A 20,703-nucleotide genomic window follows, 5' to 3' on the forward strand; every position below is an offset into this window, starting at 1 on the left:
CAAGGGCACCGCTTTTGCGATGCCCTTGAACAAAAGTGCTGGGGCTGTTGGGATACCAGCGGCCCCGGTTCACAAACATCAAAAAAACCAACGTCGAAGGTTCTGCCATGCTCCGTCTAATTTCTGCACTCGCACTCTTGTTCGCGCTGGCTTTGCCAGGCGTCGCACAACAGGCGGAGCCTGCCACAACCCCCGACCGCAGCGCCACAGGTGGTGCGCAAACACTTGAAGACATTCTGGCCCGCCAACTTGGCGAGACCGTGAACGATGAATTTAGGCGTGAGGCAACGGGTGACCCGGATTCCGCTGCAAGTACCATAGACCAGCTTGGCACTTTGGGAGGCGCGTCTGATCCTGAACTGTGGCGTGCATTGCGCTTTGGCACTGCGGATGTGACCGTTTCAACCGCTGACGTGCGCGGCAAAGTGCTCGTGCAGGACGGTGGCATGTGGTGGCTAAGCGTTCGCCAAGGGCCTTTGATCCAATATGGTCTCTGGTTGCTGGGTGGCACCTTTATTGCGCTTGTTATCTTCTATCTTTTGCGCGGCAAAATCCGTGTCGAAGGGGGCCTGAGCGGCCGCACTATCGAGCGATTCAAATTCATTGAACGTATGGCCCATTGGACGCTGGCCGGGTCTTTCATCCTGTTGGGTATCACAGGAATTCTAAGCCTGATTGGACGAAAATTCCTTGCGCCGACCTTTGGTTTGGAAGCCAATGCTACCGTGTTGATGGTTTCAAAGTTCATCCACAATAATGTCTCTTGGGCCTTTATGGTCGCATTGATCGCGGTGTTTGTGATGTGGGTTTGGCACAACCTTCCCAGCCGGACAGATCTGGTGTGGATCTCGCAGGCCGGTGGCATCATTGGGTCAAAGCACCCGCCGGCGAAGAAGTTCAACTTTGGCCAGAAAATCATTTTCTGGTCTGTGATTGTGCTTGGGGCCTCCGTTTCGGTTTCGGGTCTGTCGTTGCTGTTCCCTTACGAAATCACCTTGTTTGCCAAGACTTTTGGCCTGTTTAATGACTGGGGGCTGACAGCACTGATGGGCCTAGAGCCACTGGCGACACAAATGTCTCCGCAAGAAGAGATGCAGTATGCCCAACTGTGGCATGCGATTGTTGGCTTTGTCATGATGGCGATCATCTTTGCTCATATTTACATCGGAACGGTCGGCATGGAAGGTGCATATGATGCCATGGGCACCGGCGAGGTCGATGAGGCCTGGGCGGAGCAGCACCATTCAATCTGGCTGGAGGAAGTGAAAGCAAAGCAGGACCTGCCCAAGAACAGTGCATCAACGCCGGCAGAATAGTCATGCGTCGATGTGGCCGTTTTGCGGTAACGTGCTATTGCAGACCCAACAGCGCAGCGATTAACCAACCATAGGAGACAGACCGATGAAAGCCATGTTGGCAGGGGCCGCCGCGATCGTTGTGATTGGCGTGGGTGGCTATTTCATATTGAGCGAGATGGGGTTCTCAGCCAAAGAAACCTACGCTGGCGACAACGTGCGCCTGGACTGATCCATTGAGCGCTGACGATACCCCTGATTATGGCTCAGCATTGGCTGGCGCGTCGATCCTGATCATCGATGATGAACCAGGGATGCGCCACTTTCTCCATAAGATACTTGAGCATCGGGTAAAACGGGTTGAGCTGGCGGCTTCAGCAGCGGAAGCAACGAAACATCTGGATAACACCCATTTTGATGTGGTGATCCTCGACAACGTTATGCCCAGCAAGACCGGTTTGGAGTGGGTCAAAGAGCAGCGGCAAATCGGTCTGTATGCCGACATTATCATGATGACTGCATATGCTGATCTGGAAACTGCAATTGCAGCTTTGCGGGTGGGGGTCAGTGATTTTATCCTGAAGCCTTTCCGCGCCAATCAGATTCTTAGTGCAGTGACACGGACGTTGGATCGAAGCCACCTGCAGCGAGATAACCATCTATTGCGCCATGAGCTGACCGCCGGATGGGTAGGGGCCTTTCTTGGAAAATCGCCTGCCTTTGAGAAAGTGCGCGCTCTGCTGGCACGGCTCGCTCCACTGCCGACATCGGTGCTTTTCTCTGGAGAGAGCGGGACCGGCAAGGAGATCGCTGCGCGCACTTTGCACAAGTTGTCGGACAGAGCAGATAAACCCTTTGTTGCGGTGAATTGCGCTGCCTTCGCACCTGATCGCATGATCCAGCAACTGTTTGGTGTCTACGAGGGGGACGAAGCCAATCGCCCTGGATTGCTGTTGTTAGCTGATGGTGGCACGTTGTTTTTGGACGAAGTGGCGCAGATGCCCTATGCCTTGCAAACTGCGCTGTTGCGCGTGCTGGATGATCAAAGGGTCCGCCCTGTTGGCTCTGAGCGAGAGCTCCCGCTGAACTTGCGCCTGTTGTTTGCCACCAATGCCGATCTGGACGCCGCCGTTGCATCCGGAGTATTTCGTGCAGATTTGTTCCACCGCATGAACGTCGTCAACGTCCACATGCCGCGGCTGGCAGATCGCAGCGAGGACATCACAGAACTTGCGGCTCATTTCATGCAGCAATTCAGCAAGGAATTGGGCATGCCGCCGTTGGATCTCGATGCGGAAACTTTGCTGAAGATGCGTCGTTATGACTGGCCGGGGAATGTCCGTGAGTTGCGAAATTTGATTGAAAGGTCAGTCATTTTGGGTGCATTCCCGACCGAGTTTGCCGGGCAGAATGACACAACAGGGGATTTGGCGATTGAATCCCTTGAGTTGGTTACTCAGCGACATATTCTACATATTGTTGATCAATGTGACGGTAACCGTGCTGAGGCAGCCCGTCGCCTAGGTGTATCTCGCAAGACCGTTGATCGTAAATGCGCGGCTTGGGGCATTTAGGCAGACCTAGTTTACCAAAGCCGTCTCTGCATTAGTTTCTGCCTCAGACACCGCCGGCAGCCAAACGTGAAACTCTGCGCCACCATCTGATCCGTTTTCCGCTGAAATTAGTCCACCCGCGCGTTGTATGATTGTCTGACTGATTGAAAGGCCAAGGCCGGTCCCCTCGCCAGGCTTTGTTGTGAAGAAGGGATCAAAGACCCTGTCCAATCGATCTGCTGCTATACCGAGGCCGTTGTCTCCGATGGTTAGGTATGCACCCGGTTGGCCTTCGTGCACTCGGGTCTTCAGCGAAATTTTCAATACGCCACCGCTCGCCATTGCTTGGACTGCATTCATGATCAAATTGATCACAACCTGTTGCAGTTCACCCTGATCGATATGCACTGCTGGTGACTTGCCCATTATGGTCTGAACCTTGATATTTTTCATGCTCAGTTCATGATCTACCAACACCAAGCAATCGCTCACGGCAGGCTCAAGTGTCACTGATGAAGCGCTGTCTGAAAAATCGTTAGGGCTCGCAAAATGAAGCAGTTTTCCAACGATCGTGGTGATCCTCGTTATTTGACGATCAATGAGGGTTAGTTCGGTCTCTACTTCTTTGGTTGCCGATCCGAGGGTTTCGCGCATTACATCAACATTGCCTTGGATCACAGCGACTGGATTGTTAATTTCATGGGCCACGCCGGCGGTAATCTCACCGATAGCCGCCAGTTTTTCTGACATTACCAACTGCTGGGTTGTTTCTTCCAGTTTGGTATTGGCATCTCGCAATTCGGATGTACGGCGGTCCACACGGCTGTTCAACAGATCGGCCCAATCGCGCAATTTGCTATCGCGATCCTGAACCTGCTCAAGGAGGGTATCGAGATGTGCTGCAACTTGACCGATTTCACCCATTGCACCCACGTTACCATTCCGGGCAGATAGGTCGCCACCTTCGACGCGCTTCATCGTTTTGGTCATGGCTTCGAGCGGTGAAAAGATACCCTTAGCAAGCCATAAAAATAGCGGCACAGAAATCAGCAGTACTGCGATGAATGCGAGAAACATCCACAGAATTGCATCCTTTTTGGCGGTCGAAAACGGTTCTTCGAGGAACCCAACATAGAGCATCCCAACCCGAGCTCCAAAGCTGTCGTTGATTGGGAGGTATCCAGAAATGTACCAGTCATTCACCACAAACGCCCGCGCAAGCCATGTCTGGCCCTCGCCAAGAACGACTTGCCTCACTTCTGCAGAAACGCGGGTGCCCAACGCCCGGACATCTTCGAACAGTCGCACATTCGTCGACACGCGTACGTCATCCAGAAACAGGGTCGCGGTGCCCTGACGTATTCCACCTATCACCGCGTTGAGGTAAACAAGCTCATTGATCGTATCGATGAAATCCAAGTTCCTGTTGAGTAATATACCGCCCACTACAACGCCGCTTTGCCCTGCCAAGGATACGGGGCTGGCCGAATGGACGATCATGCCGCGCACTTCCGCTGTGCGATCTGTCGGCACGGCCGCTTCGGTCTTGATAAGGTCGATACGGGCCTTCGCAGCCAATTCGGGGCTAACCTCCTCTAAATCACTGACCTCAAAGACATCAATCGCAGTTGAAGGCTTACCCTCCATTGCAGATTGCACCACCTTCCAACGCACAGTATCCGTTTGCGCGTTTGCTGGTTGGAAATACAGGAAATCCATCCCCAACTCAGCTCGTTTGCCTTCAAGATAGGCGACTTGTGCCGCCTTTGAGTGTGAGAGTGCTTGTTCAAACTCGACCGCGCCAGCAATCCCACTTAGATCTGTTCCAGTCGAAACCAAGATGCGTGAAAGATACTGTTCAGCGATCCGTAAATCGCTTTCTACTTTATAAATCAGCAGCTTATCGTATTCTGATGCCCATTTTGATAGCCCCAAAAGCAAAAGAAAGGGCATCAGCAGGATCAAAGGCAAAAGAGCCATAAACAATAGTCGAAGGCGGACTGATGTTCTCATGGTGGCAGCATAATTGAAGACGAGGCAACGCGTAAGGTAGGATCAGCGGTTCTTCAAGCAGAGCGATTTGGATTTGAAATTCGCATTTTTTCGCGGTTCTCAAACATAGCCACGACAACCCATCCAAAATGGATGTTGGGTTTCACCTGCGCACATATCACCGATGTTCGTACCGCAGTGTTTCAGCTTTCCCACGGAAGCTGCTTACAGGTTGAAACCAGATAGTCGACAAACAACCTCTGCCGGGTGGACTGGAAACGGTTTGGTTGGAACACCGCGTAGATGTCGCGCTTGGGTGATGTCGAGTACTCGGACAGAATGGGCTCCAGTTCTTGGTTCTTTATGTGCTCAGCAACGTAAAATATGGGAAGAATTACGATGCCGATGCCCTCAAGCGCCGCACGACATAATATATCCCCGGAGTCCGATTTGAAGCTCCCATTCAGGCCGACATGGCCATGTTGGCCAGCCGCGTCCTGATAGCGCCACTCATGCAGCCCATTGTTTCCAGTAAAGGCCAGCACATTGTGGTGCCTAAGATCATCTGGTTTCTGTGGGGTGCCGTGTACTTCGAGATAGCCGGCACTTGCACATATCACAAAGGGGCAAGACGCCATGCGTCTCGCAATAAGCGTTGTGTCTTTGAGTGACCCAATCCGAACAGCGAGATCAAATCCTTCACTGACGATGTCGACAAAACGTTCGCCCAAACTGACATCCAGTTCAACCTCGGGATATTTCGCCGCAAAAGACGCGATCGCTGGTCCAAAATACTTGTTCCCTAAGCTTTGAGGAAAGCTGGCCTTCAACGGCCCCCTTGGACGCGATTTCAATTCATAAATCTGCTCACGCGCCTCTTGCAAGTCCTCCAACGCGCGGGAAGCACGTTCATAATAGACGGCCCCTTCTTCAGTGACAGAGACGTTCCGGGTTGTGCGGTTGAGCAGTTTGACCTGCAGATCCTGCTCAAGGTTCTGGACCTGCTTTGATACTGCCGAACTGGTAATACCCAACGCCCGCGCGGCACCTGCAAAACTCTGGGCTCTTACAACGGCGATAAAGACGCCAACCCGTGACACATGATCCATCTGCATTATCAACCTAATGGAATGAGTTATCTTCTCATAGTCCATATTATCAAATGTATTGCGGCATGCAATCTATGCTTCAACAGACACAAACAAATTTGGAGCAAGACAATGACACAGCATACCAACCCAAACTACGGCGCACTAATCACCCGCCTATCTGACTATCTTTGCGGAAATCGCAGGCGGCACGGCCATCCTTCTGGGTCTGTATACACGCCTTGCGTCTCTGCTCTCGATACCTCTGCTGCTGGGTGCGCTTTGGGCACATGCAGGCAACGGTTGGGTGTTCAGCTCAGAAGGTGGTGGTTGGGAATTCCCATTGCTGTTGGTGGTTCTTGCAGCCGCAGTCGCGCTTCAAGGCAGTGGTCCGTTCGCACTGCGTAGGCTGCCTGTGCTCGACGGCTTTATCCCACAGTCTTTGCGGGCCTAACACAATCCACTTGTCGTAACCAGAAAGCCAAAATCATGCCCAAACTTCTCATGTTCGCCGGAAGCGCACGAACCGCTTCAACCAACAAACAGCTCGCAGCTTTGGCTGCGAGCATGGCTCAAAAAGCTGATGTCGAGGTCACGTTGATAGACCTCAAGGACTTCGGAATGCCGATTTATGACGGGGATCTCGAAGGCGACGCCGGGCTACCGGAAAACGCCAAACGGCTCAAGCTACTCTTTGTTGAGCATGATGGGGTTTTCATTGCATCTCCGGAATATAACAGCTCGTTTTCGCCGCTGTTGAAGAACGCATTGGACTGGATATCGCGCCCTCACACAGAGAATGAACCCTCACTTTGGGCCTATAGTGGCAAGGTAGCAGCCCTTGGGTCAGTCGCTCCTGGTGCTTTGGGTGGCTTGCGCGGTCTTGTTCCGCTGCGCATGATGTTGGGAAATATTGGCGTGACGGTGGTGCCAAATCAGGTCGCCATATCGAATGGGTTTAATGCATTTGATGACGCTGGCTCGCTGAAGGATGAGCGGCAATCTCAGATGCTGAGTGCCACGGTTGAGCAATTGATAGCGACGACGCAGGCTTTGACTGGACTGCTGCAAGAGGACGAAAGGCATACATTATGAGTTGGAACCCATCAATTGAACCAGGCTGCCCTGGTGCGGATGACATCGATGCGATCGAAACACTGATCGTACCAAGAGCGCGAGATATTGGGGGTTTCGAAGTACGGCGCGCACTCCCATCGGCGAAACGCCAAATGGTCGGCCCATTTGTGTTCTTCGATCAAATGGGTCCGGCTGAATTTATCACGGAACAAGGCATCGACGTGCGTCCACATCCGCATATCGGTTTGGCAACAGTGACATATCTCTACAAGGGAGAGTTTCAGCACCAAGATTCCCTTGGTACCAACCAGATGATTTACCCTGGCGAGGTGAATTGGATGATCGCCGGGAACGGCGTTACCCATTCTGAACGTACAAGTGCCCAAACCCGCAAAGGCCCTAGTAGCCTTTTCGGCATTCAGACCTGGGTGGCCTTGCCGGAAGAGGCCGAAGACATGGATGCGGATTTCGAGCATCACAAACAAGAAGCCCTCCCGTTCCTTGAGGAAGAAGGCAAGCAAGTTCGCCTTATTCTTGGGAATGCCTGGGGTGAACGCGCCCCTACTAAGACATTCTCCGAGATGTTTTATGCGGATGCCGTCCTTGAAGCCGGTGCGTTGTTGCCCATGCCCGACAACCATGAGGATCGCGGTATCTATGTGACAGACGGTTCAATTGAGGTTGCAGGCGACACCTTTCAATTGGGTCAAATGATGGTGTTTCGCCCCGGCGATGCAATCACCATTAAAGCTGGTCTGGCGGGTGCAAGGCTGATGTTGCTAGGTGGCGAGACTCTGAACGGCCCAAGGCACATCTGGTGGAATTTCGTAGCGTCTTCGAAAGACAAAATCGAGGCGGCCAAGGAAGCATGGGCCGCAGGGGATTGGGAACACGGCCGCTTCCAACTCCCGCCAACAGACAAGGGCGAATTCATACCTTTGCCCAGCTAAATCGGTAATTTACCACCCCGAGTTTGCGTCGACGATGCCCATATAGATTACTTAACCGTTGACCATCGGTTGACCAAAAGCCTCGGTTGAGGGAACGATTGTTTTAGTTGTTGTCTGAAAGCAACCAGACGTCTTGTTCGCCGAACCCACGGATGGTCTTTGCCCCAACATTCTCAAGATCAAACTGGTCCTTTAGAACATGTGCGACATCATCTTGAACACTGATTTGCATCGGCTCGGAAAACTCTTGAAGACGGGACGCAAGGTTAACTGCGGGACCGAAAATATCGTAGACATACTTGTGGATGCCCACGACGGAACCGACGACAGAACCGGTCGACAGGCCAATGCGGCAGTGCCACTGATGTGGATGGCTTAGATTTCGGCGGGTCAGGTACCGCACAAAACGGATGGCTGTGTTGGCAATGGCCTTTGCGTGATCCGGTGTGGGATCTGGCAAGCCCGCCACAGTGATATAGGCATCACCAATCGTTTTGATCCGCTCACAGCCGAACTGTTCGCCGATACGGTCAAACGCGCTATAAATGTCGTTCAGCTCGGTGACCGTTACGCTGGGGTCTTGTGAAACAACCATGTCTGTAAACCCGACAAAGTCGAGCATGAGAACAGACACAGGGTCATACATTTGAGGCGTCACGACGCCGAAAGTTTTGAACTCTTCGTAAACAGAACGGGGCATGATATTGAGCAACAGTTTTTCGACCTGCTCCTTCTCCCGTTTGAGCTCACGTGTGTTGCGCTCAACCATCATCGAGTAGGAATCTATCATTGATTCCAGCTCTTTAATGCGAGTGATGTTCTGGCAAACCAGCACAACAACGTCTTCATTCGCAGCCGTAAAATCAAGCGCGATAATGAGCGTTCGGCGTTTTCTTTTGAACCTGATTTCGGATGTATGCCGACCGTTGGTGGCCAGGCTTTCCTGCATGGCAGGGACATCAAGATCAGGGAACAGTTGCTGCAATTGAGTCGACTGGTTTTCATTGCTGAACCATTCGTCAAACGTATCGTTGCTGAAACCGAACTGGAATGTTTGGCGGTCCAGCAGTGCCACACCGACACCAATGGCGCGAAGTAATTGTTCATTTATGGCTTCAATGGTCATAGGTCACCTTACGATCAAGGGGCGGCGTTTTTCGAATTCTGCAACAACTGCCTCAACGTCCTCGTCTGCCATACCGTGCTGTAACAATGCTCCGCTGAGCACGCCTTCGAGTTCATCGAAATGCGCGTCGGTGATGGTGAGATGAGAATGCAATTGGCGCAGCTGATTGTCTGTGTAAGACGCAGGGCCGCCAAGGAGCGAAGCGATAAACTTTGTCTGGTGATCGACAATACGAGACATGTCTACATCATCGAAAAACGGGCCGATCTCGTCGTTGTCCAAGAGGGTGTCATAGAACGAAAGCACAATCTTACTGACTTGTGAAAACCCTCCGTACTTCTCGTAGAGCGTGCGTTCAGCCATCTTAATTTCCTTTCGACATGAGGTAGAGCAAGGGTGCGTCCCCTCTGCCAAAGTCTACAAATTCTCTCATAACAAGTTAAGCCTATCGATCGCTAACGTTTGATTGGCCCCCTCCAGCCTATTGGCTGGAGGAGATTGAGATTTTATCCCAATAGCTTAGTGACGTTTGACGATCACTTCAGCATACTCTGATGCGATGCACAGAGACTCGTTAGTTGAGATGTCGAATTTCTCAATGAGCGCCAAGATATCGCTTCGCAATGCCGCCTGACCCGCCGCATCCAGCGCTTCGAAAGCCTTTTGCATTGGGCCATAGAAGGTGCGGAAGTAGTCCAGAAAATGCTCAGCAGAGCGATAGCGGAACAGAAAATTCTTGCACTGGAATTTTGTTACTTCGCCCATGGTGCCAAAGGTCTCATCGACCCACTCCCGGTTGCCCCACAAAGCAGGGGAGCTTACGCCGGCGGGCGGTGGCACGTGCTTTCCGATGGTCTTGAAAAGTTGACCAATGAAACTCTGAGGTGTCCAATTGGCCATGCCGATCTTGCCACCGGATTTTACCACGCGCTGAAGTTCCGCTGCGGATTGCTGTTGGTTTGGCGTGAACATGACCCCGAAAGTGGACACGACCGCGTCAAATGACTGATCCTCAAACGGCAGGTTCTCCGCGTCAGCCACCTTGTAGTTGACGGGCAGGCCTTCCGCTTTCGCGCGATTACCACTGGCCTCCAAAAGTTCGGCGACATAATCCGTCGAGGTCACGTTGCAGAAGCGCCGTGCAAAGGCCAAGGTTGCGTTGCCATTGCCGGCTGCAACGTCAAGAACTGTGGCGTCTGCCTGCATGTCCATGGCTTCGGCAAGTGCTTCACCGGTTATCTGCAGAGTTACGCCTACTTTGCTGTAGTCCCCGGATCCCCAGGCGACATTCTGTTTCGCTTTGATTGCGGTGAAGTCCGTTGAAGGGTTGGTCATTGTGTGAGTGCTCATGGTTTTCTCCTTTGGGTGTGTTGCTGGTCCATCACCAGCGGTTCCTTAAGATGTCGCATTCGATGAATGCGGTCGGGTTATGCCGCCGCCATAATTGGCCAGCTGCAGGTTGCGGTGGGCCGTTCGACGTTGGCCACATGTTCGAAAATGCGTGAATTGACCCACTCCGGATCGAAGACCGGTGCCATATGCCCGAGCTCGGGCAGCAGAGCAATGCGCGCATTGGGGAGCGCTTTCGCAATAGCGGCTGACACATGCTGCGTGATTTCCGGAGACTCCAGTCCCGTTAGTACCAGTGAAGGCATCTCCAGCTTGGACAGATCCGCCAATTCCCAAGTTTCTGCGAACCCGTGGGCAAAATCAGCCATCGTTGAATAGATCGCATCAGCAAACTTCTGTCTGGCGGGCAGGGAGAGGCGATCCCAAAATCCCTCGCCATTCCAAAAATCTATGAAGTGACGCATTCCTGTGGGCACGTTTTCTTCTGCTGCGACAGTCACCAGTGCTGAAATGAACTGGATCTGCTTGAACAGACGTTGATCCGTGCTGTCACCGTCTTTCAGAAAGTGGAAGGTTGCCGGTTCATAGACAGTCAGGCTTTTTACGAGGTCAGGGCGCATCAGCGCGACTTTGATCGCAATGCCCCCACCATTTGAGTGCCCTACAAGGTGAACGGGGCTTCCCATCTTTTCGATTTCTTCGATGACCGGGGCGGCGGAACAAGCAGCGCCTTTGCGCGAATTGTCACTGGCCAAAGGTGCACGGCCGCAACCGGGAAGGTCAAAGGCATAAACGTCAAACCGGCCCCCAAAGTCCGCATCCAGGCGGCTCCACTGGCTGCTGTTTGATGCAGAGGAATGCAATGCAATAATTGGCGCATTGCTATGTTCTGTTGGCCTGAATGATAATGTCATTGTTCTAATCCAAATGCGTTGGTGATGAACAATAACTGACCCTCCATTGTTTCATTGCGATGTCTAAATGGGTTGGACAGTGTTTCAGTTGTTGCACTGCGCGTTCGGCCTAACGATCCACCATTCGCCTTCAAAATATGAGAATTCTCTGTTCAGTCTGGCTTGGTGCTGCGGCCTGTGAAACAATTGAAACACTTGATGCCAATTTTGAAATGGCATTGAAACAATGCTACCTTAGAAAATTAGGATGACGATGGGCATGGCAAACGATCTTGAAGAAATCGAAAGGGCGCAGAACCTCCTGCGTGATGCCATCGAGTCTTTGAAGGAAGGGTTTGCCCTATACGACGAAAACCGCTGCCTTGTGATGTACAACCAACAATATGCTGAGATGAACAAAGGGATCTCCCATCTCCTGAAACCAGGTCTGGATTGGGAAATTTTGATGCGCGAGACAGCGCGCAGAGGCATATATTCAGACGCTATTGGCAATGAAGAGAAGTGGGTCTCTGACAGGTTGGCTGGCGGCATCGAGTTCATTCAGGATTTTGAACTAAAGGAAACAGACGGGCGAACTTATTTGGTCTCCGTTCATCCCACCCAATTGGGTGGTTTTGTCGTGACGCGAGAAGACATCACGGCAAAAAAACAGATTGAGGTCGAAGAACGCGACGGAGATCTTCTCATTAGAAGGGTCTTGGACGCCAGCTCTGCCATTGTGACCATGGCGCGAATTGGCGATGGCCAGATCCTTTACCGTACACCCGCAGCGCTTCGGTTGTTTGGGCCCGTCAAATCCGCAAAGGAGCATTATGTCAGTCCCGAAGAACGAGCGGATTTTGTCACCCAACTTCTGGCAGATGGACGTGTTGATGACTTCAAACTCGATCTTCTGAACGCCGACCGAGACATTTTTCCTGCGACCATTTCGTCGCAACTGATTGATTATAAAGGTGAAGAAGTAATCGTCACCAGCATCATTGACCTAACTGTTCAAAAAGAAGCCGATGCTTTGGTCCGGCAGGTTTTGGAAGCCTATCCGGCCGCTATCAACATGACGAATGCAGAAACCGGGGAAGTTCTGTTTGCGACCCCCGAAATTGAAGAGCTTTTTGGCCCGTCCGAAGATTCCAAATCATATTATGCAAACCCGGCTGATCGCCACCGCTATTTAGAAGACCTTCGCGAAGCCAGATGGCTCAAAGATCGGCGGATGGAGTTCATTGATGCGAACGGGAATAAATTCTGGGGTGCGGACTCCTCGCGGCTCATCACATTCAACGGTGAAGAAGTCATCGTTTCCAACACCCGCGATTTGACCGACGAATTGGCGCTCTCAGAAGAGCTTTCAAAGCAACGAGAGCTGTTGTTCCAGAATGAAAAGATGTCCGCACTTGGTGAATTGCTTGCTGGTGTGGCCCATGAACTCAACAATCCTCTCTCTGTTGTTGTGGGCCATTCGCTGATGCTGAAGGAAGAAACCAAGGATCCGGACATGATGGTTAGGATTGACAAGATCAGCACCGCTGCAGAGCGATGCGCCAAGATTGTTAAGACCTTCCTTGCTATGGCACGCCAACAACCGAGCAAGATTGAGCAAGTCGATATTGCCGGTGTGGTCGAAACAGCCGCGGATGTTGCTGGGTACGGGAGCCAGTCTGGCGACATCAGCATAACGCAGAATGTCCCAGCCGATCTGCCGCTCATTGCTGCTGATGCTGATCAGATTACGCAGGTTATCATCAATCTGATCATCAATGCCGAGCAGGCCTTAACGTCGTCTGGTTGCGGCAATTTTATTGAATTATCGGCCACGTCCAAACCAGACGCGGGTATGGTCGAGGTGACGGTGCACGACAATGGTCCCGGAATTCCCGCCGCCATTCGGGCGCGCATATTTGAGCCGTTCTTCACAACCAAAGAAGTCGGTGACGGGACTGGCATCGGCCTGTCATTTTGCCACCGAATTATTCTGTCTCATGGCGGACAGATCAGGCTCGATCAGACGGATAATTCGGGCACGTGCTTTCGCATCATGCTGCCCACGGCCCTCAGTCAGAAATCGCAGGAAGACGCGCCCGCCAAACCGATCAATACATCTGTAAACCTCAAGGCTTTGGTCGTGGATGATGAGGTCGAAGTGGGTGAGTTGAACGCTGAAATACTTCGAAAAGAGGGGTTTGAGGTGGATTTTGTCACGTCGGGGGAAGAAGCGATCAACCGTCTCCGCTCGGCTAATTACGATATTTTTCTCAGCGATATGAATATGCCGGGCGTCGATGGACGCCAGATATACGACGCTTTGGTGACCCACTTTCCAAAGATGTTGAATAGGACGGCCTATATTACCGGTGATACGATGGGACAAAGCTCTCTGGGACTGCTCAGAGAGTCTGGGCTTCCGTATCTGGAAAAACCAGTTTCACCTACAGAACTCAGAGAGCTGGTAGGTAAGTTGCTCGCCGATCAGAAGGAACGACCAGATGGATAATCAGAATGCCCATATCCTGGTATGCGATGATGAGATCGACCTGCGTGAGATGCTCCAAGAATATCTTGGCAAGCGTGGATACAAGGTCTCTGGAGCCTCTGGTGGCGACGAGCTTCGTGACATCCTTTCTGTCACGACAGCGGATGTCATCATCATGGACATCAACATGCCAAAAGAGGACGGCCTTTCCATTCTAAGATCCTTGCGCCCAGAGAATACAACGCCGGTCATCATGCTGACGGCTGCTGGCGACGTGGTCGACCGTATCATCGGTCTTGAAATGGGGGCGGATGACTACCTCGGCAAACCCGTGGACTTACGAGAGCTCGAAGCTCGGATAAAAGCGATACTGCGACGTGAATCCATAAGTGGATCAGCACAGGCGGAAAAATCTGACGGGAACCGCGCTCTGTTTGGGGATTTTGTATTAGATAAAGACGCAGCAAAGCTGCTTGCGGCCGATGGCTCCGAAGTCCAGCTGACGGCAATGGAATACAGCCTGCTCAAAGTTTTTTCCGAAAACAAAGGGCGTGTCTTGAACAGGGATCAACTTTTGGAACAGGCGCATGACCGGTCCTGGGATCCGTTCGACCGCAGCATCGACATCAGAATCTCTCGTTTGCGCCGCAAGCTTGAGGCCATTCCTGGAAAACCGGAGATCATCAGAACGGTGCGTGGCATCGGATACCTGTACGATCCCAGTTGAGGCTGCCGCAGAAAGCTGAGCCATGCATCATTGGCCACTTTCAGCAGCGAAGGTTGGTACCGACGAGGGCAAGGAGTGGGCCAAGTTCCAAAAGGTAATGTCTGTTTGTTGGGCGAAGCTCCAATATTTACCATGCAGGCAATGCCGCCATTCGTTGTGGTTGTTCTAGAGGCCATTCTAAGGGAAAAGGCCGCAAGGTTCCTCTTTCTTAGGGACATAGATTGGCCTTGCTGTTGGTGATGAACCAAGGTCAGTTAACGGCTAGCTTGCAATGTTGATTAACTTGGGGAGAGCACCGCAGTGCATTTCGTTAAAATACTGGTACTCACCTTCCTCTTGGCGCTCCCTGCTCTTTCGCCTGCAGATGCGCAATCGCTGTTTTCCTCGGCTTCTAGCGCCGACACCAAAGTGACGCTTCCTGACCCACTAACCGAGGAAACGGCAAATGCTTTGATCTCGCGGCTTTCTGACAGCGAAGTACGGGCTCTCCTGCTAGATCAACTCAACACTCAGGCGGTCGAAGTCGACGATACGGCAACATTGAATGATTTCTTCTTTCACACGACATCAGGTGCCGCCAGCATGGTCGCTTTGTCAGTGCGCTCCCTTCCGGTATTTATAGAAAAACAACCCCAGGCGTTTGCTACATTTTACGGCAAGATTGGCGGCGATGGGTTACTTAAATTGCTTGGTTATATGGCTATTATGTTTGGTGGCGCTGCGATCGCAGAGATGATTTTCCGCCGACTTGTCATGAAATGGCAAATTCAGCGCCCAGCGGATATTAACAACATCACGCTGCGCGAAATCATTTCCTTCCTGTCCAAACGCTTCGCCCGCGAGATCGTAGCTGTTCTGGTCTTTATCATCGTCGCAATGTCGATTGGCACCGCGATCCTTCCGCCGTTCTTGGGCGGTGTTGTCGGGCTGATCGGACCATATCTTATTGCATTTCCCCGTATCATGGTTGCTGTGGGACGCTTCCTATTTGCCCCGCAAAATCCGATGTTCCGCCTGCTTAATTGTGATGATCGCACTGCCAAAGCGATGGTCGTTAACAATTTTGGCCTCGCGTTCTTGATCGGATTCAGCGCGGTTCTTCTCCAATTTAACGAATTTCAGGGCGTAACGGATGTTGAGACGCGCATCGGATTTTGGCTCAACCTTGCTGTACACCTCTATCTGGCCGCCGTGGTCTGGAAATATCGGGCGGGCATTACCTCAATGATGCGGGGTTTTGAGGATGACATCACGCCAACCGAAGAGGGTATGGCGCGTGCCTTTCCTTATTTCGCTATCGTTGTCAGCCTGGGCATCTGGTGGATCACCCAAATTGTTGTGAGTTATGGGAACTTCGAGTTGCTCAGCAGCGCACCGCATTACAAAACTATGATGTTGCTGCTTTTTGCCCCGGCGATGGACACTCTAATTCGTGGGCTGGTGCGCCATCTATCCCCCAGCATGACAGGCGAAGGGCCAGTGGCCGAGCGTGCTTATATATCAGCCAAGCGCTCGTATATCCGCATTGGGCGTGTTGTGGTCTTTGGAATTGTGATCATGGCGATTGCTGGATTTTGGGGTGTGTCTGCGACCAATATTGCCTCCGCAGGTGTTGGGCCACAACTCGCGTCGAACTTGTTGGAATTTATGGTCATTATGGCAATCGGCTACCTGATCTACGAACTGGTTTCGCTTTATATCAATCGCAAATTGGCAGCCGAACAAACCGCCGCAGGGTATATGCCTGACGAGGAAACGGTCGGCGGCGACGGCGGTGGCGCGGGTGGCTCTCGGCTCTCCACCGTTTTGCCCCTGATCCTAATGGTCACACAAACAACCATCGTGGTCGTCTTCTTGCTGCTTGGGCTTGGTAACATCGGGGTCGACACGACGCCACTGCTCGCGGGTGCTGGTATCGCTGGCTTGGCGATTGGTTTTGGTGCGCAAAAATTGGTCACGGACGTCGTGTCGGGCATTTTCTTTTTGGTTGATGACGCCTTCCGCACCGGTGAATATGTTGAGGTTGAAGGCACGATGGGAACGGTCGAAAAAATCTCCATCCGCTCTATGCAACTGCGTCACCACAAGGGGCCCGTCCATACGATCCCTTACGGTGAAATCCCAAAAGTCACCAACTTCTCTCGTGACTGGGTGATCATGAAACTGCGCTTTACCGTTCCGTTTGATACCGATCCGAACATGGTCAAAAAGATCTTTAAGAAGATCGGTCAAGATATGCTGCTTTTGGAGGAATTCAAAGATGATTTCCTGCAGCCGTTCAAGTCTCAAGGGATGCTTGAGATTGATGATGTCGGCATGGTGTTCCGAGGCAAGTTCATGGCCAAACCCGGAACACAATTCACCATGCGCAAGGAAATCTTCAACCGAGTGAGCGCTGCTTTTGTCGAAAACGGTATTGAATTCGCCCGCCGCGAAGTTCGGGTCGCTCTGCCCTCGATGGATGGCAAGAAGCTAACGGAGGAAGACAAATCAGCAATTGCCGCCGCTGCCACACAAGCAGCGCAAGATCAGCTGCCTGTGGGTGGGCAAAAGGATGATCGGTAATAAGCGCAGTACGAGAATGTGAATGCCGGCCGTTTCAGGTGACCTTTCCCCGTGTGGCAGCAATTTAGCAAAAAAGAACTTAAAGCTGTCGCTCGTCAGGCCATACCATGCATCAGCCTATACTCTGCGGGTTTTACCTCCGTCGAATGATAGGGTGATTACTTTCCAGATGGGCTGACGCGCGAATAACGCCCGTAGATAGCAAGCCGGACTTTGTCGTGGATTGTGGTTCATATCCATTCCCTCGCTTATGTTGTTCTGAATGAACGGCCCGAATTCCTTTGCAAGATCGACATGCGTTATCTAGGCTTGCTGGCATTGACAAAAGAAAAAGTCTGGGAGGATCAAATTCATGTTAAAGATCAATAAAATAGCTGGTGCTTCAGTCCTAGCATTCGTCGCGGCTGCAAATGCTGCTTCGGCAGACAAACTAACGTTCTACTGCTCTGCGCAAGAGGATTGGTGCCAACTCATGGCAAACGGTTTTCAGGATGCGACCGGCATTGATGTCGCGATGACCAGGAAGTCATCGGGCGAGACCTTTGCTCAAATCAAAGCTGAAAGCTCAAACCCACGCGGTGACATTTGGTGGGGCGGAACCGGTGACCCGCATCTGCAGGCGGCAGAAGAAGGTCTGACGGCCGAGTACGTCTCCCCGATGCGCGATCAGCTGCATCCTTGGGCGATCAGCCAAGCCGAGAGTGCTGGCAACAAGACGATCGGTATTTACTCCGGGGCATTGGGCTACGGGTATAACACCGAGCTCCTGGCAGCGAACAACCTGCCTGAGCCGTCTTGCTGGGCCGACTTGCTAAAGCCGGAATTCAAAGGTCACGTCCAAATGGCGAACCCCAATTCTTCGGGCACGGCCTACACTACGCTGGCAACGATGGTTCAGCTTTTTGGTGAGGAAGAAGGCTTCGAATTCATGGCCGGGCTTCATGCCAACATAAACCAATACACCAAGTCAGGTTCTGCTCCGATCAAAGCGGCGGGCCGTGGGGAAAATACGGTCGGCATCGTGTTTATGCATGATGCGGTCAAGCAGGCCGTTAGCGGTTTCCCAATCAATGTCGTTGCTCCATGCGAAGGCACAGGATTTGAAATTGGATCAATGTCGATCGTTGAAGGTGCGCGGAATTTGGAAAGCGCACAGGCATTCTACGACTGGGCATTAAGTCCAGAGGCGCAGAACCTCGCGTTGGAAGTTAACGCGTTTCAAGTGCCGTCTAATATGAATGCTGAGACATCTGAAAGTGCGCCAGACATGAGTGCGATCAAGTTGATCGACTATGATTTCCGCACATATGGTTCGTCTGACACGCGCCAGCGTCTGTTAAAAAGATGGGACGATGAGGTGTCAGTACTGCCGCAATAAAAATGCGTCAGGCAACATTTGATAAAGCGGCCAACCCGGTTTTGACCTTTTGGATCATTGCCGGGTTGGTCGGATTTTTTGTTCTCCCTTGGTATGGGATCGAGGATTTTTTCCGCTTTGAGTGGTTTCTTGACGGCTATCCGCTCGATAGCGACTACGCACCCGGCGGGTTCTTGATCGCACAGGGCGAAAAGCTCTGGTTGGCTCCCCTTGTTCTGCCGTTGCTTGCCCCCATCGCAATCCTGAAAAAACGTAAAACAGAGCCAATTTATGCCAAAGTCCTTATCCTTGCTGGGGCGTTTGGATTTGGATGGCTGGTCCTGCAGGGCTTTGCCATTGGTATCCGGGGATGGAACTTTGGGTGGGCGTCAGCATTGTTTGGCGACCTTGGCGACCGGCAATATGGAATGGGCTATGGAGCGCTGATCTGCGCTTCCGCGTTCCTGTTCGTCTTTACGCAAGGCATCGCTGCTCGAGGCGCAATCAACGGCGATGTGTTTGTCGTCAGCTCGATTGGCGGCGTCGTGGCGATTGTCACTGCCTTTGTATTCTTCCCGATCGCCAAGATGTTGACGGCCGCGTTCATCACGCAGGACGGCGGCTATTCAGTGGCGGTGTTCTTTTCCAAGTTTTTCGATGACAGGCTTTGGGGCATCGGTTGTCTAACCGGTGGGCGTTGCGGGGTCGCATGGAATTCGCTGTTCCTCGCTGTTTGCGTCGGCTTCATCACAACAGTTCTTGGTCTTGTTTTTGCTTTGGTTGTGACCAGGTCCGGGTTCCGCTTTAAGCGTGGACTGCGCGCGCTGACTGTCCTCCCCATCATCACGCCGCCATTCGTGATTGGTTTGGCGTTGATATTGCTGTTTGGCTTGTCAGGCACGGTTACCGTCTGGGTCGCGGATCTTTTTGGGGTGCAGCCAACCCGTTGGCTATATGGGTTGCCGGGTATCTTGATTGCACAAACACTCGCTTTCACACCCATCGCATTCCTTGTGCTGATCGGCGTCGTTGAGGGGGTATCTCCTTCGATGGAAGAAGCCGCCCAGACGTTGCGTGCTAGCAAATGGCAAGTTTTTAAAACGGTCTCTCTGCCGCTGATGCGTCCGGGTTTGGCAAACGCCTTTTTGCTGGGTTTCATCGAAAGCATGGCCGATTTTGGCAATCCGCTTGTCTTGGGTGGCAACTTTGATGTGCTATCTACGGAAATTTTCTTTGCCATTGTTGGAGCTCAATACGATCAAGGCCAAGCCGCCGTGTTGGCAATGGTATTACTGTTCTTCACGCTGGGCGCTTTTTATGCACAACGTTTTTGGCTGGGTAACAAAAGTTACACGACGGTTTCGGGCAAGGGCGACAGTGGCGTACACCCACATATGCCAAATGCGCTTTCTATCCCGGTTTTGCTCATCGCCATGATCTGGGCGGCGTTCACTATCGTCGTTTATCTGATGATCTTTTATGGCTCTGTTGTCGAACTTTGGGGCGTCAACAACACGTTGACCTTCAAACATTATGTCACCGCATTTTCCTTGCGGTTCGACGAGGAGGGCATCCGCTGGACCGGTGCCGCATGGGATAGTTTCTGGACGACGCTCAAAATCGCGGCGATCGCGGCACCTTTGACGGCAGTTGTCGGTCTGGTCACGGCCTACCTGCTGACGCGTCAGACATTTGCGGGCAAGAATGCGTTTGAATTTGGCACCATGCTATCGTTTGCTATTCCGGGCACGGTCATTGGTGTCAGCTATATCTTGGCGTTCAACGTCCCGCCGATTGAGATTACAGGCACCGGTATCATCCTTGTCGTGAGTTTCATCTTCCGCAACATGCCGGTTGGCGTGCGGGCCGGTATTGCCAGCATGTCGCAGCTGGATAAATCGTTAGATGAAAGCTCGCTGACGCTTGGCGCGAACTCGTGGCAGACCTTCCGCCGGATTATCTTGCCTCTGTTGCGCCCTGCCATTCTTGCGGCGTTGGTCTATAGTTTTGTGCGGGCCATGACCGCGATTTCCGCCGTGATTTTCCTAGTTTCAGCCGAATATAATATGGCGACCAGTTACATCATTGGGCGGGTTGAGAATAACGACTACGGCCTCGCTATCGCCTATTCCACCACGCTGATTTTTGTCATGCTATTGGTTGTATTGACGATGCAACTGGTCGTGGGTCGAACAAAGGTTGGGCGGCGGATGTCCCAATCGCGCACCAATGTTTAGGG

17 protein-coding genes and 1 pseudogene are annotated in these 20,703 nt (G+C 52.2%); 12 read left to right on the forward strand and 6 right to left on the reverse strand.

The window, feature by feature from the left end; all coding sequences use genetic code 11:
* The first annotated feature begins 107 nt into the window (after positions 1-107).
* From C1J03_RS05915 to C1J03_RS05920, 3 genes are all read left to right on the forward strand, one after another.
* On the forward strand, positions 108-1,316 hold the full coding sequence (locus tag C1J03_RS05915; protein WP_114888868.1) for a formate dehydrogenase subunit gamma: 1,209 nt from the start codon (positions 108-110) through the stop codon (positions 1,314-1,316).
* 85 nt (positions 1,317-1,401) lie between these two features.
* Positions 1,402-1,527, forward strand: coding sequence for a hypothetical protein (locus tag C1J03_RS25940; RefSeq protein WP_302661616.1), 126 nt, complete (start codon positions 1,402-1,404; stop codon positions 1,525-1,527).
* Positions 1,528-1,531: 4 nt separating this feature from the next.
* On the forward strand, positions 1,532-2,869 hold the full coding sequence (locus tag C1J03_RS05920) for a sigma-54-dependent transcriptional regulator (RefSeq protein ID WP_254694191.1): 1,338 nt from the start codon (positions 1,532-1,534) through the stop codon (positions 2,867-2,869).
* Between the two features lie 6 nt (positions 2,870-2,875).
* Here C1J03_RS05920 and C1J03_RS05925 read toward each other — a convergent pair whose 3' ends face one another.
* Positions 2,876-4,861, reverse strand: coding sequence for a sensor histidine kinase (locus tag C1J03_RS05925; protein WP_114884625.1), 1,986 nt, complete (start codon positions 4,859-4,861; stop codon positions 2,876-2,878).
* A 182-nt stretch (positions 4,862-5,043) separates the two neighbouring features.
* Positions 5,044-5,949 carry a LysR family transcriptional regulator gene (locus C1J03_RS05930; protein WP_162798462.1) on the reverse strand — a complete coding sequence of 302 codons (906 nt, stop codon included), beginning with the start codon at positions 5,947-5,949 and terminating at the stop codon, positions 5,044-5,046.
* 166 nt (positions 5,950-6,115) lie between these two features.
* Between C1J03_RS05930 and C1J03_RS26185 the strand changes: the two are divergent.
* The 4 genes and pseudogenes from C1J03_RS26185 to C1J03_RS05945 all read left to right on the forward strand — a co-directional run.
* Positions 6,116-6,205, forward strand: a pseudogene (locus tag C1J03_RS26185) (hypothetical protein); the annotation flags it as partial.
* A 30-nt stretch (positions 6,206-6,235) separates the two neighbouring features.
* Positions 6,236-6,382 carry a hypothetical protein gene (locus tag C1J03_RS25660; protein WP_254694192.1) on the forward strand — a complete coding sequence of 49 codons (147 nt, stop codon included), beginning with the start codon at positions 6,236-6,238 and terminating at the stop codon, positions 6,380-6,382.
* 35 nt (positions 6,383-6,417) lie between these two features.
* Positions 6,418-7,023 (forward strand): NADPH-dependent FMN reductase, encoded by a 606-nt coding sequence (locus tag C1J03_RS05940; protein WP_174234444.1) that lies wholly within the window; start codon positions 6,418-6,420, stop codon positions 7,021-7,023.
* Complete coding sequence (locus C1J03_RS05945) at positions 7,020-7,955, forward strand: pirin family protein (protein ID WP_114884634.1); 936 nt, start codon at positions 7,020-7,022, stop codon at positions 7,953-7,955. The genes C1J03_RS05940 and C1J03_RS05945 overlap by 4 nt, the downstream gene beginning before the upstream one ends.
* 103 nt (positions 7,956-8,058) lie before the next feature.
* Here C1J03_RS05945 and C1J03_RS05950 read toward each other — a convergent pair whose 3' ends face one another.
* The 4 genes from C1J03_RS05950 to C1J03_RS05965 form a co-directional block, all read right to left on the reverse strand.
* Positions 8,059-9,081: an adenylate/guanylate cyclase domain-containing protein gene (locus tag C1J03_RS05950; RefSeq protein ID WP_114884636.1), complete on the reverse strand. Its 1,023-nt coding sequence runs from the start codon at positions 9,079-9,081 to the stop codon at positions 8,059-8,061.
* Positions 9,082-9,084: 3 nt separating this feature from the next.
* Complete coding sequence (locus tag C1J03_RS05955) at positions 9,085-9,444, reverse strand: group I truncated hemoglobin (protein ID WP_114884638.1); 360 nt, start codon at positions 9,442-9,444, stop codon at positions 9,085-9,087.
* Between the two features lie 156 nt (positions 9,445-9,600).
* Entirely contained in the window at positions 9,601-10,431 is an 831-nt protein-coding gene (locus tag C1J03_RS05960) for a class I SAM-dependent methyltransferase (RefSeq protein ID WP_114884640.1), read from the reverse strand.
* Positions 10,432-10,508: 77 nt separating this feature from the next.
* A complete protein-coding gene (locus tag C1J03_RS05965; protein ID WP_114884641.1) occupies positions 10,509-11,345 on the reverse strand; it encodes an alpha/beta fold hydrolase in 837 nt (278 codons plus the stop codon).
* A 259-nt stretch (positions 11,346-11,604) separates the two neighbouring features.
* Here C1J03_RS05965 and C1J03_RS05970 point away from each other — a divergent pair, with 259 nt between their 5' ends.
* The 5 genes from C1J03_RS05970 (at position 11,605) to C1J03_RS05990 (ending at position 20,701) form a co-directional block, all read left to right on the forward strand.
* Positions 11,605-13,836, forward strand: coding sequence for an ATP-binding protein (locus tag C1J03_RS05970; RefSeq protein ID WP_254694193.1), 2,232 nt, complete (start codon positions 11,605-11,607; stop codon positions 13,834-13,836).
* Positions 13,829-14,542, forward strand: a complete 714-nt coding sequence (locus tag C1J03_RS05975; RefSeq protein WP_114884646.1) for a response regulator — start codon at positions 13,829-13,831, stop codon at positions 14,540-14,542. Before C1J03_RS05970 ends, C1J03_RS05975 begins: the two co-directional genes overlap by 8 nt.
* Positions 14,543-14,842: 300 nt before the next feature.
* Positions 14,843-17,107 carry a mechanosensitive ion channel family protein gene (locus C1J03_RS05980; protein ID WP_114884648.1) on the forward strand — a complete coding sequence of 755 codons (2,265 nt, stop codon included), beginning with the start codon at positions 14,843-14,845 and terminating at the stop codon, positions 17,105-17,107.
* Positions 17,108-17,459: 352 nt separating this feature from the next.
* The gene (locus C1J03_RS05985; protein ID WP_114884650.1) at positions 17,460-18,485 is read left to right on the forward strand and encodes an ABC transporter substrate-binding protein; all 1,026 of its coding nucleotides are present in this window, start codon (positions 17,460-17,462) and stop codon (positions 18,483-18,485) included.
* A gap of 2 nt (positions 18,486-18,487) precedes the next feature.
* The gene (locus C1J03_RS05990; RefSeq protein ID WP_114884652.1) at positions 18,488-20,701 is read left to right on the forward strand and encodes an ABC transporter permease; all 2,214 of its coding nucleotides are present in this window, start codon (positions 18,488-18,490) and stop codon (positions 20,699-20,701) included.
* The last annotated feature ends 2 nt before the right edge of the window (positions 20,702-20,703 follow it).

Source organism: Sulfitobacter sp. SK012 (genome assembly GCF_003352085.1).
Classification (GTDB): domain Bacteria; phylum Pseudomonadota; class Alphaproteobacteria; order Rhodobacterales; family Rhodobacteraceae; genus Sulfitobacter.